Source organism: Pluralibacter sp. (genome assembly GCF_019237635.1).
Classification (GTDB): domain Bacteria; phylum Pseudomonadota; class Gammaproteobacteria; order Enterobacterales; family Enterobacteriaceae; genus Enterobacter_B.
This window is the reverse complement of sequence record NZ_JAFAGS010000134.1, coordinates 1-16,939: the sequence shown is the minus strand read 5'-3', so window position 1 is coordinate 16,939 and position 16,939 is coordinate 1. Positions and strand designations below refer to the sequence as shown.

16 protein-coding genes are annotated in these 16,939 nt (G+C 57.9%); 7 read left to right on the top strand and 9 right to left on the bottom strand.

What is annotated here, in order from left to right:
• Window positions 1-28 precede the first annotated feature (28 nt).
• The 6 genes from ptsP to rhaS all read right to left on the bottom strand — a co-directional run bounded on the left by ptsP (window position 29) and on the right by rhaS (window position 8,939).
• Window positions 29-2,518, bottom strand: coding sequence for a phosphoenolpyruvate--protein phosphotransferase (gene ptsP, locus JO226_RS15730; RefSeq protein WP_293602480.1), 2,490 nt, complete (start codon window positions 2,516-2,518; stop codon window positions 29-31).
• 4 nt (window positions 2,519-2,522) lie between these two features.
• The gene (locus tag JO226_RS15725; RefSeq protein WP_293602479.1) at window positions 2,523-5,114 is read right to left on the bottom strand and encodes a glycoside hydrolase family 38 C-terminal domain-containing protein; all 2,592 of its coding nucleotides are present in this window, start codon (window positions 5,112-5,114) and stop codon (window positions 2,523-2,525) included.
• A gap of 94 nt (window positions 5,115-5,208) precedes the next feature.
• Window positions 5,209-6,324 (bottom strand): PTS fructose transporter subunit IIC, encoded by a 1,116-nt coding sequence (locus JO226_RS15720; RefSeq protein WP_293602478.1) that lies wholly within the window; start codon window positions 6,322-6,324, stop codon window positions 5,209-5,211.
• A complete protein-coding gene (locus JO226_RS15715; protein WP_293602477.1) occupies window positions 6,317-6,631 on the bottom strand; it encodes a PTS fructose transporter subunit IIB in 315 nt (104 codons plus the stop codon). The genes JO226_RS15720 and JO226_RS15715 overlap by 8 nt, the downstream gene beginning before the upstream one ends.
• A 549-nt stretch (window positions 6,632-7,180) precedes the next feature.
• The gene (gene rhaR, locus JO226_RS15710) at window positions 7,181-8,029 is read right to left on the bottom strand and encodes an HTH-type transcriptional activator RhaR (protein ID WP_293602476.1); all 849 of its coding nucleotides are present in this window, start codon (window positions 8,027-8,029) and stop codon (window positions 7,181-7,183) included.
• 73 nt (window positions 8,030-8,102) lie between these two features.
• Entirely contained in the window at window positions 8,103-8,939 is an 837-nt protein-coding gene (rhaS, locus tag JO226_RS15705; protein ID WP_293602475.1) for an HTH-type transcriptional activator RhaS, read from the bottom strand.
• Window positions 8,940-9,240: 301 nt separating this feature from the next.
• On the opposite strand from rhaS, the gene rhaB reads away from it, so the two are divergent.
• Genes rhaB through rhaM form a run of 4 tightly spaced genes read left to right on the top strand, consistent with a single transcriptional unit; the run spans window position 9,241 to window position 13,142 of the window.
• Window positions 9,241-10,707: a rhamnulokinase gene (gene rhaB / locus JO226_RS15700; RefSeq protein WP_293602474.1), complete on the top strand. Its 1,467-nt coding sequence runs from the start codon at window positions 9,241-9,243 to the stop codon at window positions 10,705-10,707.
• Window positions 10,704-11,972, top strand: a complete 1,269-nt coding sequence (gene rhaA, locus JO226_RS15695; protein WP_293602473.1) for an L-rhamnose isomerase — start codon at window positions 10,704-10,706, stop codon at window positions 11,970-11,972. The genes rhaB and rhaA overlap by 4 nt, the downstream gene beginning before the upstream one ends.
• Before the next feature lie 15 nt (window positions 11,973-11,987).
• Window positions 11,988-12,818, top strand: a complete 831-nt coding sequence (gene rhaD / locus JO226_RS15690; RefSeq protein WP_293602472.1) for a rhamnulose-1-phosphate aldolase — start codon at window positions 11,988-11,990, stop codon at window positions 12,816-12,818.
• 9 nt (window positions 12,819-12,827) lie between these two features.
• Window positions 12,828-13,142, top strand: a complete 315-nt coding sequence (rhaM, locus tag JO226_RS15685; protein WP_293602471.1) for an L-rhamnose mutarotase — start codon at window positions 12,828-12,830, stop codon at window positions 13,140-13,142.
• 48 nt (window positions 13,143-13,190) lie between these two features.
• Here rhaM and JO226_RS15680 read toward each other — a convergent pair whose 3' ends face one another.
• A complete protein-coding gene (locus JO226_RS15680) occupies window positions 13,191-13,739 on the bottom strand; it encodes a helix-turn-helix domain-containing protein (RefSeq protein ID WP_293602470.1) in 549 nt (182 codons plus the stop codon).
• Between the two features lie 100 nt (window positions 13,740-13,839).
• Between JO226_RS15680 and JO226_RS15675 the strand changes: the two genes are divergently transcribed.
• The 3 genes from JO226_RS15675 to JO226_RS15665 all read left to right on the top strand — a co-directional run bounded on the left by JO226_RS15675 (window position 13,840) and on the right by JO226_RS15665 (window position 15,621).
• Window positions 13,840-14,499 (top strand): AzlC family ABC transporter permease, encoded by a 660-nt coding sequence (locus tag JO226_RS15675; protein ID WP_293602469.1) that lies wholly within the window; start codon window positions 13,840-13,842, stop codon window positions 14,497-14,499.
• A complete protein-coding gene (locus JO226_RS15670; RefSeq protein WP_293602468.1) occupies window positions 14,499-14,822 on the top strand; it encodes an AzlD domain-containing protein in 324 nt (107 codons plus the stop codon). The genes JO226_RS15675 and JO226_RS15670 overlap by 1 nt, the downstream gene beginning before the upstream one ends.
• A 310-nt stretch (window positions 14,823-15,132) precedes the next feature.
• Window positions 15,133-15,621: a type VI secretion system tube protein TssD gene (locus JO226_RS15665; protein ID WP_293602467.1), complete on the top strand. Its 489-nt coding sequence runs from the start codon at window positions 15,133-15,135 to the stop codon at window positions 15,619-15,621.
• A gap of 249 nt (window positions 15,622-15,870) precedes the next feature.
• On the opposite strand, the gene JO226_RS15660 is transcribed toward JO226_RS15665, so the two are convergent.
• Together JO226_RS15660 and JO226_RS15655 are read right to left on the bottom strand one after the other, a co-directional pair.
• Window positions 15,871-16,401 carry a DUF2778 domain-containing protein gene (locus JO226_RS15660; RefSeq protein WP_293602466.1) on the bottom strand — a complete coding sequence of 177 codons (531 nt, stop codon included), beginning with the start codon at window positions 16,399-16,401 and terminating at the stop codon, window positions 15,871-15,873.
• A 297-nt stretch (window positions 16,402-16,698) separates the two neighbouring features.
• Window positions 16,699-16,939 (bottom strand): formate dehydrogenase accessory sulfurtransferase FdhD (locus JO226_RS15655; RefSeq protein WP_293602465.1); only part of this gene is annotated, 241 nt, incomplete at its 5' end.

The following is a 16,939-nucleotide window of genomic DNA, read 5'->3' as shown; positions in this document are numbered from 1 at the left end:
GATGGCGCCACTGCCCTGGCGTCATCATTTACCCCGCGATCTCCTGCTCCAGCAGCCCGGCCACAGCCTGCGTGGATGTACCGTCGAGCAACTGCTGGCGAAATTCCGCATGCATCAGCTTACGGGCAAGACGGGAGAAAATTTTCATATGATCACCTTTCTCCTGCTCGCTCACTGTCAGCATGATCACCAGAGACACTTCCGCCTCATCGTTCCACGCCAGCGGCTCACTCAGACGCATCACCGACACGCTGCTGTTGACGACCGCCGCCGATTTACAGTGCGGCAGTGCAATCGAGAACCCCAGCGCCGTGGAGAAAATCGCCTCGCGCTGCCAGATAGCGCTCTCCACGTCAGGACCTGAGACCACCCGCTGCGCCACTTCCAGGTTGTCGGTCAGGACTTTTATCACCTCGGCTTTACGGGTCATCGGGCAATCAAGGAAGACCAGGGCAGGATCGAACACCGGCTTCACCGTTGCCGTCGTCTGCTGCTGTAGCACCACCGTCACCGCCTGCGCGCTTTCACAGGCCAGCGCCTGCGCCAGTATTTGCTCGCTGTGAGCAAGGGTGAGCGAGGTTAAGCGCGCTTTCACCGCCGCAATGCGGCTGGCCGACATACTCAGCTGACGTAACCCCGCGCCCAGCAACAGCGCCAGCGCCGACGGGTCGCCCCCCATCTCGCCACACAAACTCATGGCGATACCCGCGCGCTGCGCGCGGACCGTCATCTCCGCCAGCAGTTGGAGAAACGCCGGGTCGAAGTAGTTATAGAGATGGCGCACCTGCGAATTACCCCGGTCGCAGGCCAGGAAATACTGCATCAGGTCGTTGCTGCCGATGGAGACAAAATCAATATACGCGGCGGCTTTTTCCAGCAGATACAGCACCGACGGCACTTCCGCCATGATACCCAGCGACCATGACCCGGTGGCGATACCTTCATCATGCAGCTGCGCCTCGGTGTGCTGGAACTGCTCGCGCAGCCACTTCACTTCCTCAAGCGTGGTCACCATTGGCGCCATAATATGCAGCGGTCCGGCAACGCTTGCGCGCAGTAACGCGCGCATCTGCGAACTCACCACAGCCATAAAGGCCGGATACAGGCGGATACCGCGCCAGCCGAGGAAAGGGTTCGCCTCTGAAGGCATCACCAGGTAATCGCAGGGCTTATCGCCGCCGATATCCAGGGTGCGAATCACCACCTTACGTCCCTGAGCCTGCTCCAGCACGTGACGATAGGCCTGATACTGCTCATCTTCATCCGGTGGCGCGGCCCGTTCGCAGAACAGCATTTCGGTACGGAACAAACCAATACCTTCCGCTCCCGCGGCAAACGCCGCGTCGGCTTCGGCGGCCAGCGCAATGTTGGCCAGCACCGTCACCGGCTCGCCGTCCTGGGTTGCTCCCGGGCGCTGGAGCAGCGGCTGTAAACGCTGGTTCAGGCGCTGACGTTTCTCTTCTTCTAACTGATACCAGCACTGCGCCTGCACGTCCGGTGAGAGCACCGCCACGCCGTAGCGAGTGTCGAGCATCAGCGGTTCATTGCTACGGATACGGCCAATTTCCGCCGGACCAACGCTCAGCAACGGAATGCCAAACGAGCGCGCGAGGATAACGGTGTGCGACGTTTCGCCACCGGCACCCATCACCACCCCCTTCAGATGCGGGCCACGCAGCGCCAGGAATTGCCCCGGCGTGATCGGTACCGGGCTAATCACTATCGTGTCCTGCAACAGCACCGTTTCCGGCATCAGCGGCTGGTCACAAAGATGAGCGGCCAGCCGCAGCCCCAGATCCTGAACGTCCAGCACGCGCTGCTGGAGATAGGTGCTGCGACTCTCGCGCAGCGGCGCGCTGATCTCATCCAGCGCCTGCGCCAGCGATGCCAGCGCATTACGCGCCGGACGAACGGCCAGCAGTGCCGTTTCAAAGAGGTCATCCTCCAGCAATTTCGCGTGCGCCTGGAGCACCGCCGCCGCGTCCCCCTGGGCGTGATGCAGCGCGTCGCTTAACTGCATACGCACCTGCTGCAACGCGGCCTGTAGGGCATCGTGCTGTACTTCGGGCGCGGTAGAGGCCTCCTGCCCGGCCAGCCGATACAGATCCGGCACGCCGGGATATAACGCGACCCCTTGCGCCAGCCCAGCGCTAACGCCGTTGCCGCGCAGCGTTTCAGCGCGGGTCTGCGCCAGGAAAACCGGCAGCGGCGTTTCCGGGAAGCGTTGCGTCTGCATCACCGGCTCATCACAATCAGCAAACTCTTGGGTGATGAACTGCTGCAATGCCTGGTGCGCCGCCGCCTCATCGTCGCCCGTAATCACCAGCTCGCAAGGGTCCTGATGCAGAATGTCGGTCCCAATCATCGCCAGCACGCTGCGGGCGTCAGCCTGACGTTCATTACGCAAATTCACAATCAGTACGCGAGCGCCAAAGGCATTAACGCGCTGCTCCAGTGCGCTGGCCGGGCGGGCATGCAATCCGTTTGGCAACGGGCAGGTAAAACGAATCTTCAACACAGTATTATCCTCTGACGGCGGGCGTGATACGCCACGAGATAGGGGCGCACACCGGTGCGGCTTGCTGCGCCTGGGCCAGCGGTTGTTCGCCGAGCGTGACTTCGCTGAGCACGGCGTCGACCACCGGCGCGGTGCAGGCCTGTACCTGCGAGCCCGGATTCCAGCCGCGTAAAATCAGCGCCTCGCCGCGTTCGGCTTTTTTCAGGGTGCTGAAATGCAGCGCGGTATCCCAGCGCAGCAGGCTGTAGGTCGCCGGGAAATCCAGGCGGTGCGGGTTGGTTTTAAAGCGCGCCCAGCCGGAATCCAGCCAGCCGATCGGCGGCGTGCGCCAGGCTTCGACATCACGCCAGAAGTTCGGGCTTTCGCCGTCGCACAGCGGGATAAGCGCAAAGCGGGCGTTAAACTCGCCGGGGACCTGCGAATCCGGGGACGGCAGCGCCATACCGGAAGCGCGCCCCGGCCGCCACGGCATACCGGCGCGGCCCAACCAGCCGACGCTACGCAGCAAGGTAATGGCCATCACCGAGGGCCGTTCCTCCGGGATCTCATACTCCCGCAGCCCGTCGGTCACCACGCTCATACCCTGCTTACCATCGTGCATCATCACCAGGCTTTGCATCGGCCAGAGCGAGGCGGGCGCTTCGCCCCACTTCTCCTGCTGCCAGACATCCAGCGTCGCCGGGCGATTGGCGCGACGAATCAGACCAAACGGCTGATCGGCAAAGTGGCTGTCGGTAAACACATCAGTGGGGATTTCGACCTGCAGGCGATGGTCCTGCAGCGTGTTATTGACGTTCACCTGTACATCCAGCACCGGGCGTTGGTGCGCCAGGGTAAGCACCATGCTGACATCCAGTCGCGCGTTGCAGTGCTGCTGCTGCCTGTCGGTAAGGGTGCGCGGGGCGGCGATAGACCAGCTGAGCGATAAGGTGTCGGCCAGCGCGCCGCGCCGCCAGTCAGCGCGTTGCAATGCCCCCGACCCGGTCACCCGCCAGTCCGCTTCCGGCGGCGAATAGTTGTAGGTGTCGCCAGCGTCGCCGCCATCCACCAGTTGAATAATGTTTTCCCAGCGTTTACCGCTGCGCTTGTCCACCAGTATTACCTGCCCGCCTTCCAGCGTCAGCCGCAGCCAGCTGTTTTCCAGCGCCTCTTCGCTGACGACGGGCTCGTCGAAACCGGCAGACTCGTCCTCCTGGAGGTACAGCGTGGTATAGCCGCAGGCCGGCAGTGAAACGGTTTCCAGTAAAATCTCGCACTTACGATAGAACACCGGCTCAGGGCTGTTGGATAGCTCCTGCACAATGACGGACATATCCTGCAAAGTCTCGCGCACAATCTGCCAGCGGCAGGGCTGCCCTTGTTCATCAACAATGCGGAACGCCGCGCCGGGCAGGTACAGCGTCAACGCCGTCAGCCCATCGCGCGCCGACGGCAGCGCATTGAAGATAATGATTTTTTTGCCTTTCTGCTGAGCGGTAATGCCATTCGCCAGCATCTGCATATTCAGCTCATACAGCTGGCTGGCCTTCTCCTGGCCGGAGAGCAGGCGCGCCTTGACCATCGCATTGACGCGATCGGCGTTGCAGCCGCCGATACTATCGTGGGCATGCGACTTCATCGCCTCACGCCAGATATTTTCGACCACCTTCTGCGGATAAGGCAGCCCCAGACGCCAGGCCACGCTCAGCAACGGTTCCAACTGGCGGCTGACAAAGTTCTCCAGTTGGGCGTTTGCCTGCTTGATATCCATGCGGGTCGAGAAAATCCCGCGATGGACGCGCATATATTTCGGGCTTAACAGCTCGCCTTCAAAGGTGGCGAGCTGTGTTTGCGCCAGCGCGGCGAAGTAGCGGCGGAAGTCGCTACGCACAAAATGGTACTGGCTCTGTTGCGTATTGAGCGTGTCCAGCATGGCGGGAACGCCGTACTCAAACGGCGACTGATCGTTGCCGTTGGGCAGCAATAGCTGAGTACTGCCGCTGAACGCCGCCTGCTTTTCCAGCACCAATGACAGGCGCGGCCATGCTTGCTGCGAGTCCGTCGGCAGCCATTTGGCGCAACCGTAACCCTGCGGCAGTACTGCTGTCGTCACCACGCTACCATCCTGGCTGCGCCAGCGAAATTCGGTGACAGGAGTGTCATGCTCACTCCAGCCGCGCCAGACCACCGCATGGTCAATGGCGAACTGGTTGAGAAACATCGGCAACTGCGCACTCTGGCCAAATGAATCAGGCACGTAGCCTACCGCCATTCGCGAACCGAATGCCTCGCAGTCGGCCTGGCCGAGCAGCAGGTTGCGGGTGATTGATTCAGCGCCCACCACCAGAAAGTCGGTCTGCGTGTACCACGGGCCAATCAACAACCGCCCGCTTTTCACCAGCGCCTGGACGCGCTCGCGGTTCTCCGGCGCGAACTGAAAATAGTCCTCCAGCACCACCGTTTGCCCGTCAAGCATAAATGGGCCTAATAATTCATCCGCGTCCAGACGGTTCAGAAGATCCGCCATAAAATAATAAAGCAGCACCTGAGAGTCATTCTCTGTGAAATACCATTCACGATCCCAGTGCGTATGCTGAATTAAATGAACCGTTTTCATTCTCTTTATTCCTGTTTTCAGACGTGGGTGTCCGGCACGGATATTTATCCGCGCTAAACACAGGGAAAATTAATTTAGATGCACCGTGGCGCATTTAACGGCTGGCTTTAAATTTCGGAGCCGCCACGTCTTTTTTCATCTCTGGCATCGTCGTCGCGCCACGGAAAATTAGCAGAGAACCACAGGCGATAATCGCTGACCCACAGGCAATGGAGAGGACGTAAACCGGCCATTGCTCTACCGCCAGCCAGCCGTAAAAACCGGAAATGGGCGCATGATTTATCGACCCCAAACCGACGGCCATCGCCGCACCTACCGCCGAGCCAATGACGTTAATCACGATAATACGCGGGTTCGATAAGGCAAACGGGATTGCCCCTTCCGACACGCCGATAAGCCCCATCAGCGTGGAGGCTTTACCCGCCTCGCGCAGCGATTCCGGGAAGCGCGATGACCACAGCAGCGTCGCCACACCCAGGCCAATCGGCGGTACGATAATCGCCACCTGCGCCGCCGTGTTAGGGTCATAAATGCCTGACGCCAGCAGTGCCATCGCCGTCGTCACCGCCGCTTTATTCACCGGGCCGCCGAGGTCGAAGCCAACCATGCCGCCAATCACCGCCGCCAGCACAACCTTGTTGGTCCCGGACATCGACAGCAGCCAGCTCTCCATGCCGTGGTTCAGCGCCGCCAGCGGCGTGCCGATCACAAAGGCCATCACCACGCAGGTCAACAGCGTGCCGCCCACCGGCAGGATGAAAATCGGCCCCGCAGAGGCCAGCGCCTTCGGCAGCTTTATATAGCGATTCAGCGCGCGAACGATGTATCCGGCGACAAAACCGGCCGCCAGCGCCCCCAGAAAGCCGGTGCCCAGATTGCTCGCCAGTAGGCCGCCCACCATCCCCGGCGCCAGGCCAGGCTTGTTGGCGAGCGCAAAACTGATATAGCCCGCCACCACCGGCAGCATCAGCGACAACGCCAGACCACCGAAACCGTCAAACTTATGCAGCAGTTGCACCACCATGCCCGCCTGTTCGTAGCTGGCGTCCCAGATATTGTCGATGCCGTAAATCGAGGCGCCGATACGGGCGATGCCCATCAGTACTGCCCCCGCAATCACAAACGGCAACATCCACGATACGCCGGTCATAATGGCGTTTTTTACCTCCACCCCCGCCGACGGCTTGCCTCCCCCCTGAAACTTAGCCATTGGCAACCTCCTGCTCTACGGCTTCAAACACCGCATCGCCAAACTTAATCGGATCAGAGACGCTGCACTCGAGTTTAATCATGCCGTCAAAACGCTCCCTGCCGCTAATCGCGACGTCGGCGGCGATAATGACAGCATCAGCGCGCGCCAGATCGTCTTGCGTAATTTCGTTTTCGGCCCCGAGGCTCCCCTGGGTTTCCACTTTCACTTCATGGCCGCGATTTTTACCCGTGAGTTCAAGAGACTCCGCGGCCATATAGGTATGAGCCACACCGGTAGGGCAAGCAGCAACACAAACAATGTACATAATGGATCCTCTTAGATTCAGGCAATAAAAAAAGCACAATGGCGAAAACGCGCATTGTGCTTTGTTGAGAACGATCAAATTGATAAGCCTGGTTTTCACTATCGGCGCCACTCGCATGGCGACAGATCAACAACCGATGCAGGCTGGTGTTACGGAAGCTGAAGGCCAGTTCATCACGCTTACGGCGACACAGTAATGTGTGTGGAAAATGCGGGCTAAAACGCGCCAATCGGTGGCGTCGTTGACGTACGCTAACGCATAGAGCTTCTCCGGCGCAGTCCCACAGACAAGACCAGCCCTGCGCTATTTGCGTGTCCATACATTCGGCTTCAGAACCCTTATTTTCTGTCAGGTCGTTAATCGAATTAAACCAACATAAATCATTAAGCATGACTTTAATTTTGCGATCCGCTGATAGCAAAATTGAAATGATGCACTTAATGATTAATGAGTTGGTCAGCACAGACGTCACTCCCCAATGAAAAGTCTGCTGAGACTAAAACAAAAATTAAAGCGCAACTGTGATTCATTGCACAGAGCACTTAATGTTTATACCACCATCCGATTACGATGGCGCCACTGCCCTGGCGTCATCCCTGTCTCGCGATTAAATACCACTGAAAAGTAATTACTGTCCTCAAAACCGCACTGATTGGCGATTTCGCCAATCATCAGCTCCGAATGCTGCAGCAAATACTGTGCATGGCAAATGCGCAGCTGCCGCAGGTAATGGTTAACGGTCATGCCGGTCTGGCTGCGGAACTGCTGGCGCAGCGTGCGTTCACTGCACGCCTGCTGCTGGCAAAAAGCGTCGAGCGCAAAAGAGTGATTGAGGCTGCCCGCCAGCGCGGTGATAAGCTTATCCAACAGCGCTTCACGCCGGGTGGCGTCCTGATTATCGGTCGCGAAGCGGTGACGACGCAGCGTCACCACCAGTTGGGCAAACAGCAGCTCCGCCATGTCGTGGGCCAGCGGATCGTCTTTGTTGCTCTCCTGCTCAAGCATGGAGATCACCTGGCGTGCCTGGGTCATTCCGCTGCTGCCGATCCGCCAGTGGGGCGTCCACCGCGTACCGAACAACCCCGGAATATGCGCCGCCCAGTCGACATTCAGCCGCAACCGGTCCGGGCAGTAGATAATGTTCTGCAATACCAGATCGTTGACCGAGGCGTAGGAGTGTTTGTCTTCGGCGCGAATGTAGAACACATCGCCGCGGGTGATGCGGTAAGGCCGGTCATTGAGGATATGCAAACCGTTGCCGCGCCACACCAGCACCAGCTCGCAAAACTCATGGGTATGCTCGGCAAACACGTTTTGCGGATAGCGATCGGCCACCGCCACGGCCTGGCGCGGAGAGGTAAAGAAATCGGTTTTACGAAGAATGAGCTGACCTGCCACAACGTAACCTCAGGGGCGAATAACCTGCCATTTGTAGCCGTTTTTCGGCAAAAAAACGGTGATTCTCCTCGCGTTACTGTAGCTGCGTATCGCGTCCCTGGCGAATATCACGCGGCGACCAGCTAAATTCCCGGCGAAACAGCGTCGAAAAGTGGTTACTGTCGCCAAAACCACAGCGAAATGCGATATCCGTAACGCTTTCATCACTATGGCGCAGCAGGTGCCGCGCTTTGGTCAGCCGCACGCGGTTGAGATAGCGCTGCGGCGTCAGGCCGGTATGCTGCTTGAGCTGGCGGTGTAAGGTGCGCAGCGACAGCGAAAAACGATCGGCCACATGCTCCCAGCACACGTCTTCAGCAAAATGCTCCTCAAGCCAGGCGATCAGATGATTGAGCCGGGCGTCGTTACCGCTCATTTCCGCCGCCAGACTGCTTTTGCGCAGCAGCACCAGCAGCTGCATAAACAGGATTTCACGCTGCGCAAGGGTGTGCACATCGCTGCTTTCATCAAGCCACTCCATCTGCTGCACGACGCCTCTTACCTGCTGCAACGCCGTCTGGTTTACCCGCCAGTGCGACGGATAGATTCCATCCTGCTCTTGCGGCAACAGCTTTTGCAGCCCGGAGAGAAACTGGAAAGCCTCCGGCGAGCGATACAGCACATTGGTCAGGCACAGGTTATCGGTGTGCTCATACAGATGCCGGTCATGGTCGCGGACAAAACACACCGTGCCACCGCTGATGGTATAGGGCTGACCGTTAAATATGTGGATGCCGGTGCCATGCTCCACAATGACAATTTCATGAAAATCATGATGATGTTCGGGAAACGCCGCCTGAGGTAGACGCGGTTCTATAGCGACGGGCGCGAACCCTGACGGAAAAAAATCCACGCTGTGCAGTACAGTCATAACGGCCTCCACCTGTAAGTCAGGATGCCAAAATAGTAATGGGCCGTTATCAACCTCACCTTCAATTTTCAGCAACAAAGCGCGCAAACCCTACCGGTTTTTCAAGAAACGACCGGAAAAATCAGGAAATGCGTGCAGCATCACACCGCCATGAAACGACATGATTACGGGAAATTGTGAGGTCTCTCACGTTCATCTTTGCTTTCTTGCCAACCCCTATTTCCGACTGTCAGTAACAAGAAGGTCACGCTGGCCCCCGCTTTTTAGACTGTCCTCAGTGATTATCAGAAGGACTTCTGCCATGACTTTTCGCCATTGTGTGGCGGTCGATTTAGGCGCCTCCAGCGGGCGCGTGATGCTGACCTGCTTTGACCGCGAACAACGGACGCTCAGCGCACGTGAAATCCACCGCTTCGCCAATACGTTGCAGCATGTCAACGGCGTCGACTACTGGGACGTCGACCGACTGGAAGCGGAAATTCGCTGCGGGCTGCAAAAGGTATGCGACGAAGGCATCCTTATCGACAGCATCGGCATTGATACCTGGGGCGTAGACTATGTGCTGCTTAATCAGCACGGCGAACGCGTCGGCCCGGCGGTGTCCTACCGTGACAACCGCACCCAGGGCGTTATGCAGAACGCGCAGATACAGCTCGGCCGTACGGAGATCTACCGTCGTAGCGGCATTCAGTTCCTGCCTTTCAATACGTTGTATCAGTTCCGGGCGCTCATCGAGCAGCAACCTGAATGCGTGGATCAGGTCGCCCATGCGCTGCTGATCCCGGATTACTTCAGCTACCGGTTGACCGGGGTGATGAACTGGGAATACACCAACGCCACCACCACCCAGATGGTGAATATCAACACCGATAACTGGGATGAGAACCTGCTTAACTGGGCGGGCGTGCCGTTCCACTGGCTGGGCACGCCAACGCATCCAGGCAATGTGATCGGTCACTGGATTTGCCCGCAGGGCAACCCCATTCCGGTGGTTGCGGTCGCCAGCCACGACACCGCCAGCGCCGTCATTGCCGTTCCGTTGGTCGACAGTCATGCCGCCTGGTTGTCATCCGGCACCTGGTCTCTGATGGGTTTTGAAAGCAAAACGCCCGCCACCTGCGATATCGCGCTGGCGAACAACATCACCAACGAAGGCGGCGCGGAAGGCCGCTACCGGGTGCTGAAGAACATCATGGGGCTATGGCTGCTGCAGCGGGTGCTGAAAGAGCAGAACATCAGCGACCTGCCTGCTCTGCTCGCTGACGTCAGCCTGTTGCCGGTATGCCGTTTCGTGATTAACCCGAACGACGATCGCTTTATTAACCCGGCCACGATGAGCGGCGAGATACAGGCCGCCTGCCGGGAGAGCCGCCAGCCGGTGCCAGAGAGCCCGGCAGAGCTGGCCCGCTGCATTGTCGACAGTCTGGCGCTGCTGTATGCCTGCGTGCTACAGGAGCTTGCACAACTGCGCGGTCACCCCTTCTCCCAACTGCATATTGTCGGCGGCGGCTGCCAGAACCAACTGCTCAACCAGCTGTGCGCCGATGCCTGCGGCGTGACGGTCATTGCAGGGCCAGTAGAAGCCTCCACCCTCGGCAACATCGGCATTCAGCTCATGACGCTCGATGAACTCAACAACGTTGATGAATTCCGCCAGGTCGTGCGCGACACCTACGCGCTGACCACCTACACCCCAAATCCAAACAGTGAAATTGCCCGTTACGCCGCGCAGTTTCAGCCACAACCGACAAAGGAGCTTTGCGCATGATCACTCAACTTGAACAAGCCTGGGAACTGGCGAAACAGCGTTACGCCGCAGTGGGCGTCGATGTCGAGGCGGCGCTGCGCCAGCTTGACCGCTTACCGGTATCGATGCACTGCTGGCAGGGCGACGATGTCGCCGGTTTTGAAAACCCGATGGGCAACCTGACCGGCGGGATTCAGGCCACCGGCAATTACCCGGGCAAAGCGCGCAACGCCACGGAACTGCGCGCTGACCTTGAGCAGGCAATGAGCCTGATCCCTGGGCCGAAACGTCTGAACCTGCACGCCATTTATCTGGAGTCAGACACGCTGGTCGCACGAAATGATATCAAGCCGGAGCACTTCAAAAACTGGGTTGAGTGGGCCAAAGCTAACCAACTGGGGCTGGACTTTAACCCATCCTGCTTTTCGCATCCGCTGAGCGCCGACGGTTTCACCCTCTCGCATGCCAGTGATGAGATTCGCCAGTTCTGGATTGACCACTGCAAAGCCAGCCGCCGTATCTCTGCGTATTTCGGTGAGCAGCTGGGTACCCCTTCGGTGATGAACATCTGGATCCCGGACGGCATGAAAGACATCACCATTGACCGCTTTGCCCCGCGCCAGCGTCTGCTGAACGCACTGGATGAGGTGATCAGCGAAAAGCTCAACCCGGCGCACCACATCGACGCCGTTGAGAGCAAGCTGTTCGGTATTGGCGCCGAGAGCTACACCGTCGGCTCAAACGAGTTCTATATGGGTTACGCCACCAGCCGCCAGACCGCACTGTGCCTGGATGCCGGTCACTTCCACCCGACAGAGGTCATCTCCGACAAAATCTCCGCCGCCATGCTGTTTGTACCGCGTCTGCTGCTGCATGTCAGCCGCCCGGTACGCTGGGACAGCGATCATGTCGTCCTGCTGGATGACGAAACCCAGGCCATCGCCAGCGAGATCATCCGTCATGACCTGTTTGACCGCGTGCATATCGGCCTCGACTTCTTCGATGCTTCCATCAACCGTATTGCGGCGTGGGTTATCGGCACCCGAAATATGAAAAAAGCCCTGCTGCGCGCCCTGCTGGAACCCACCAACGAACTGCGTCAACGGGAGCTGGACGGAGACTACACCGGGCGTCTGGCGCTGCTGGAAGAACAGAAATCGCTGCCATGGCAGGCGGTATGGGAGATGTACTGCCAGCGCCACGACACCCCGACAGGCAGCCAGTGGCTGGATAGCGTGCGCGGGTATGAGAAAGACGTTTTAGCCCATCGCCATCCGGCATTTTGAAGGAAACAGAAGACTATGCAGACCATCACTGAATCCTGGTTCGTCCAGGGTATGATCAAAGCCACCGCCGACGCCTGGCTGAAAGGCTGGGACGAGCGCAACGGCGGCAACCTGACCCTGCGTCTGGATAACGCCGACATCGCGCCATTTGAGGCGGATTTCCACCACAATCCGCGCTACATCGCCTTAAGTCAGCCAATGCCGCTGCTCGCCAATACGCCGTTTATCGTGACCGGCTCCGGTAAATTTTTCCGCAACGTGCAGCTCGACCCGGCCGCGAATTTAGGGGTGGTCAAAGTGGACAGCGATGGCGCCGGGTACCACATTCTCTGGGGACTGACCGCCGGGGCGGTCCCCACGTCCGAACTGCCAGCGCATTTTCTTTCTCACTGCGAACGAATCAAAGCCACCGGCGGTAAAGATCGCGTGATCATGCACTGTCATGCCACCAACCTGATTGCGTTGACCTACGTGCTGGAAAACACCCGCGACCTTTTCACCCGCAAGCTGTGGGAAGGCAGTACCGAATGTCTGGTGGTATTCCCGGACGGCGTCGCGATTCTGCCGTGGATGGTGCCAGGCACCGACGAGATAGGCCAGGCAACGGCGATGGAAATGCAAAAGCACGCTCTGGTGCTGTGGCCGTTCCACGGCGTGTTCGGCAGCGGCCCGACGCTCGATGACGCTTTCGGCCTTATCGACACGGCCGAGAAATCCGCTGAGGTGCTGGTGAAGATTTACGCGATGGGCGGCATGAAGCAGACCATCACCCGGCAAGAGCTGATTGCGCTGGGCCAGCGTTTTGGCGTAACGCCGCTACAGTCGGCGCTGGATCTCTACCCTTAAGGAGGCGCTATGATCCGTAAAGCGTTTGTGATGCAGGTAAACCCGGATGCCCACGGCGAGTACGAACGCCGCCATAATCCCATCTGGCCGGAGCTGGAAGCCGTGCTGAAGGCGCATGGCGCGCACCATTACGCGATTTATCTCGACGCCGCCCGCAACCTGCTATTCGCCACAGTGGAGATAGCGTCAGAAGAGCGCTGGAATGCGGTCGCTAGCACCGACGTGTGCCAGCGCTGGTGGCGCTATATGACGGAAGTGATGCCAGCCAATGCAGACAACAGCCCGGTCAGCGCGGAACTGAAACCGGTGTTTTACCTGCCGTGATTCCCCGTTCACCCCGGCGTACGGTCAACACAGCGCCGGGGTGAGGATTCAGTTCTGCTCCGCCACCAGAATCGCCTGAGTGTCCGGCTCCAGCGCCTTAAACACGTGTTCGCAATCGGCCGGGTAGCAGATGTAATCCCCTTCGCCTAACTCCTCCGGCGCGCTGGTCAACCCGACCATCGCCCGCCCCTGTGTGACGATAATGTGCTCCACCGACCCCGGCGGGTGCGGCTGCGAAATACGGTCGGCGCCCGGTTGCGTCAGCAACAGGTAGATATCACGCCGCGCGCCCGGCGGGCAGGCGGCAAGCAATATCGCCTGATAGTTCGCCTGTTCGGCCACCACTCTCGTCCCTTCGCCACGGCGGATCACCTGCGTGGTCGGCAACTGCGGCTCCAGCAGCCGTGCAAAAGGAATATCCAGCGCCACACATAACGACCAGAGCGTTTCCAGGCTAGGATTACCATTCCCGGATTCGAGCTGTGAGAGTGTGGATTTGGCAATCCCGGCACGGCGAGCGATCTCCGCCAGTGAAAGTCCGGTACGCATGCGTTCTCGCACCAGACTTTTGGCGATTACGCTAATTGGCTGCGTCATAAACGTCCTCTGTTTTTTAAATCGAACGAATCGTTCATCTTGATAAACGATACTGATGCGTTCATTATAATGGATACTCGTTCGATATGGCTAAAATAGTATGAGACATCACTTCTCCTGCCTCAAAGGCGACACGATAAAAGCGATATTTTTAGTTTGTCTGGCCGTCGGCGTCGTCGGCATGTCCTACGGATCGCTGGCGATCGCCTACGGTTTTCCGCTGTGGGTGCCGTTCGTACTGTCCATCTTTGTACTGGCGGGCGCGTCGGAGTTTATGTTTATCGGTATTATCGCCAGCGGCGGCAATCCGCTGGCCGCAGCGGCCGCGGGCTTACTGGTTAACGCCCGCCATGTGCCGTTTGGCGTCACGGTGCGCGACCTGGTCGGTAAACGCGCCGCCAGCGTCCTCGGCTGCCATATCATGAACGACGAAAGCGTGGTGTTCGGGCTGTCGCAAAAAACCCCCGAGCAGCGCAAAGCCGCCTACTGGCTATGCGGGCTGGGCGTGGCCATCCTCTGGCCGACGGGCGCGCTGCTCGGCGCCGCAGTCGGTAAGCTGCTGCCATCGCCGGAAACCATCGGTCTGGACGCCGTATTCCCGGCCATCCTGCTGGCGCTGGTGATCCCGGCGTTTAAAAAACGCACGACGCTGGTCCGCGCCGTGACCGGCGCAGTGATTTCACTGGCCTCTGTGCCTTTCACCCCGGCGGGCGTACCGGTTCTGCTGTCGCTGCTCGGCGTTTTTGCGAGGAAAAAATAATGGGTAACACCTTATGGATTATCGTCGGCATTGCGATTTTGTCCGCCGGGACGTACCTGATGCGCTTTGGCGGAGCGAAACTGGGTAACCGTCTGGCGCTTTCCGAGCGTTCGCAGGCCATGCTCAACGACGGCGCCACAACCTTGCTGTTTGCCGTCGCGCTGGCGACCACGTTTTTTGAAGGCAGCCATTTTGCCGGCGCAGCGCGGGTGACAGGCGTGGCTGTTGCCATGTTCCTCGCCTGGAAAAAAGTCCCGTTGATTATCGTTATCGCCGCAGCCGCGGTGGTCACGGCGCTGCTGAGACTGGCCGGGTTGCCCTGATACCGTCAACCTCCTGACGATAACCCCATCGTCAGGAGCGCACCCCACGCTGACATATTCCCTCTCATAACCAAACCGCAGCATCAGTAAAATTAGCGTCGTCGTGAAACGCCCTTTTGTTACCGACGAGGGTTTTCTTAGCTTCGCCACCAACAGCCGTGAAGCAGTAGAAAATTGCGGCATTACACGCGGCGACTTCATCTGCCCTTCGTCACACTTTGAGCGCTGAGGTAGCGATAAAATCGTCGACCAACCCAGAAAGCCTACACTTTCTTTATAGATTTACTAACAGCATGAGGAAAAAGGAAAAATGCCAATCCCAGCTTATATGTGGCTCAAGGACGACGGTGGTGCAGACATTAAGGGGTCTGTGGATGTTCAGGATCGTGATGGCAGTATAGAGATTATCGGACTGTCCCACGGATTAACCCTACCAGTTGATACCGCGAGCGGCAAAATCACCGGCACGCGACAGCATTCATCAATGATGCTGGAAAAGGAAATTGACAGATCATCGCCATACCTTAACCGTGCAGCAGCTACGGGCCAGGCTCTGAAGAGTGCAGAAATTAGGTTCTACAAAATCAACGATGCTGGCCAGGAAGTCTGTTATTACATCATTCTGCTGGAGAACGTGAAAGTAACGAGCGTTAACACGTCTATCCCTAACACGAAGTTATCCAGTTCGCAGATCAATCACGTCGAGCACGTCAGCCTGAACTACGAAAAAATCACCTGGCACTACGTTGATGGCAACGTCCAGTTCGCCGACGCCTGGAATGAGCGCAAAACCGCTTGAATGAAATGCGCCGCTCAACGGCGCATTTTACGAATGGCCCACATCGAGGCCAGGTATCCCGCTACGGCAAATGCGAACGAACATACAACCCACGCCAGCACCCACAGATCATCAAAATTTTCCTGGCTTACACTTCCTTCTGCCCATAACGCGAAACTCCGCGATGTTTCGAGACTGATAAATGATTCTGGGTAGATTAGGCGCGTACCTACCCAGAACAGCATGATAAACCAGGCAGTTTTCGCCAGCCTACGAACAAGTGTTGTAGCCATTGTTGACAACCTCAATCATGCCATATGCCTTCAAATCCTTCATACAAGGTACGTCGATTAGTGAGGTCGCCAGTAAAGCAGTACGCAGCGTTCGAAATTCAGCATTACTCACCAGGGTTATGCAACCATCAGACAATACACCTGGATGTAATCGAAAGTGTTCGCGTTTAACGCCTTCTATCCAAAGCGCGTCGTCTATATTCCAGTCGTTCGGATATAGAGAAAACCATTCATCCCGGCTAAATTCAGCACCGCTGGCATGTTGGTTGTACTTGTCTTTCACGTAAGCGATCGCCTTTGAGATTTTACCGCCACTCCCACGACTCACGATCCAATAGCGCCCTTCAGGAAGGGGGCCATAATCATTGGCTTTCCCTCCGTATTTCCCACAGCCTCCACGGTTTTTGTAAACGCCATTGCCCGAAAAGGCCATAAACGTTCCAACGCCAGGGAAGACAAGCGGCGCGATGTCCGCACCGTTTAGAAGCATTTTTCCATTTAACGGCATACATTAATCCCTCTTTGTATTGTGGGTTAAGTGTACAGCGCAGATGGTTGTTTTTTTACGGGCATTTCGTAATTGATTATTAACACAGCAGATTGTCTGGTGACAGGGGCCGAGATAAGAGACAACTTAATTAAAAGGGGGGAGGTAGTGCCCTGTCCCTCATATAGGGGTTAATCTGAATTAGTTGAAGATATTTAGCTATCTGGCCAGTGTACTTGGTCGCCATTCAGCGGAAACGATCGGGAAACTGAAAGATTACGGCGAGTTTATGAATTTGCTGCGATGATATAACCGCGGTCACCCCCCCATTAAACGCTGTGGATGCGTATAAATCGTGGCTCTTCCCGGCTTACAGAACCCCACCAGCGTCAGGTTGCAGCGCTCGGCAACCTCAACCGCCAGCGTCGTCGCCGCCGAGACGGCAAACAGGATTTCAACGCCGCACATGGCGGCCTTTTGCACCATTTCATAGCTCGCCCGGCTGGAGACCAGCGCGGCACCGTGCTGCCAGGCATCGCTTTCGCCCGCGCGGCGGCCC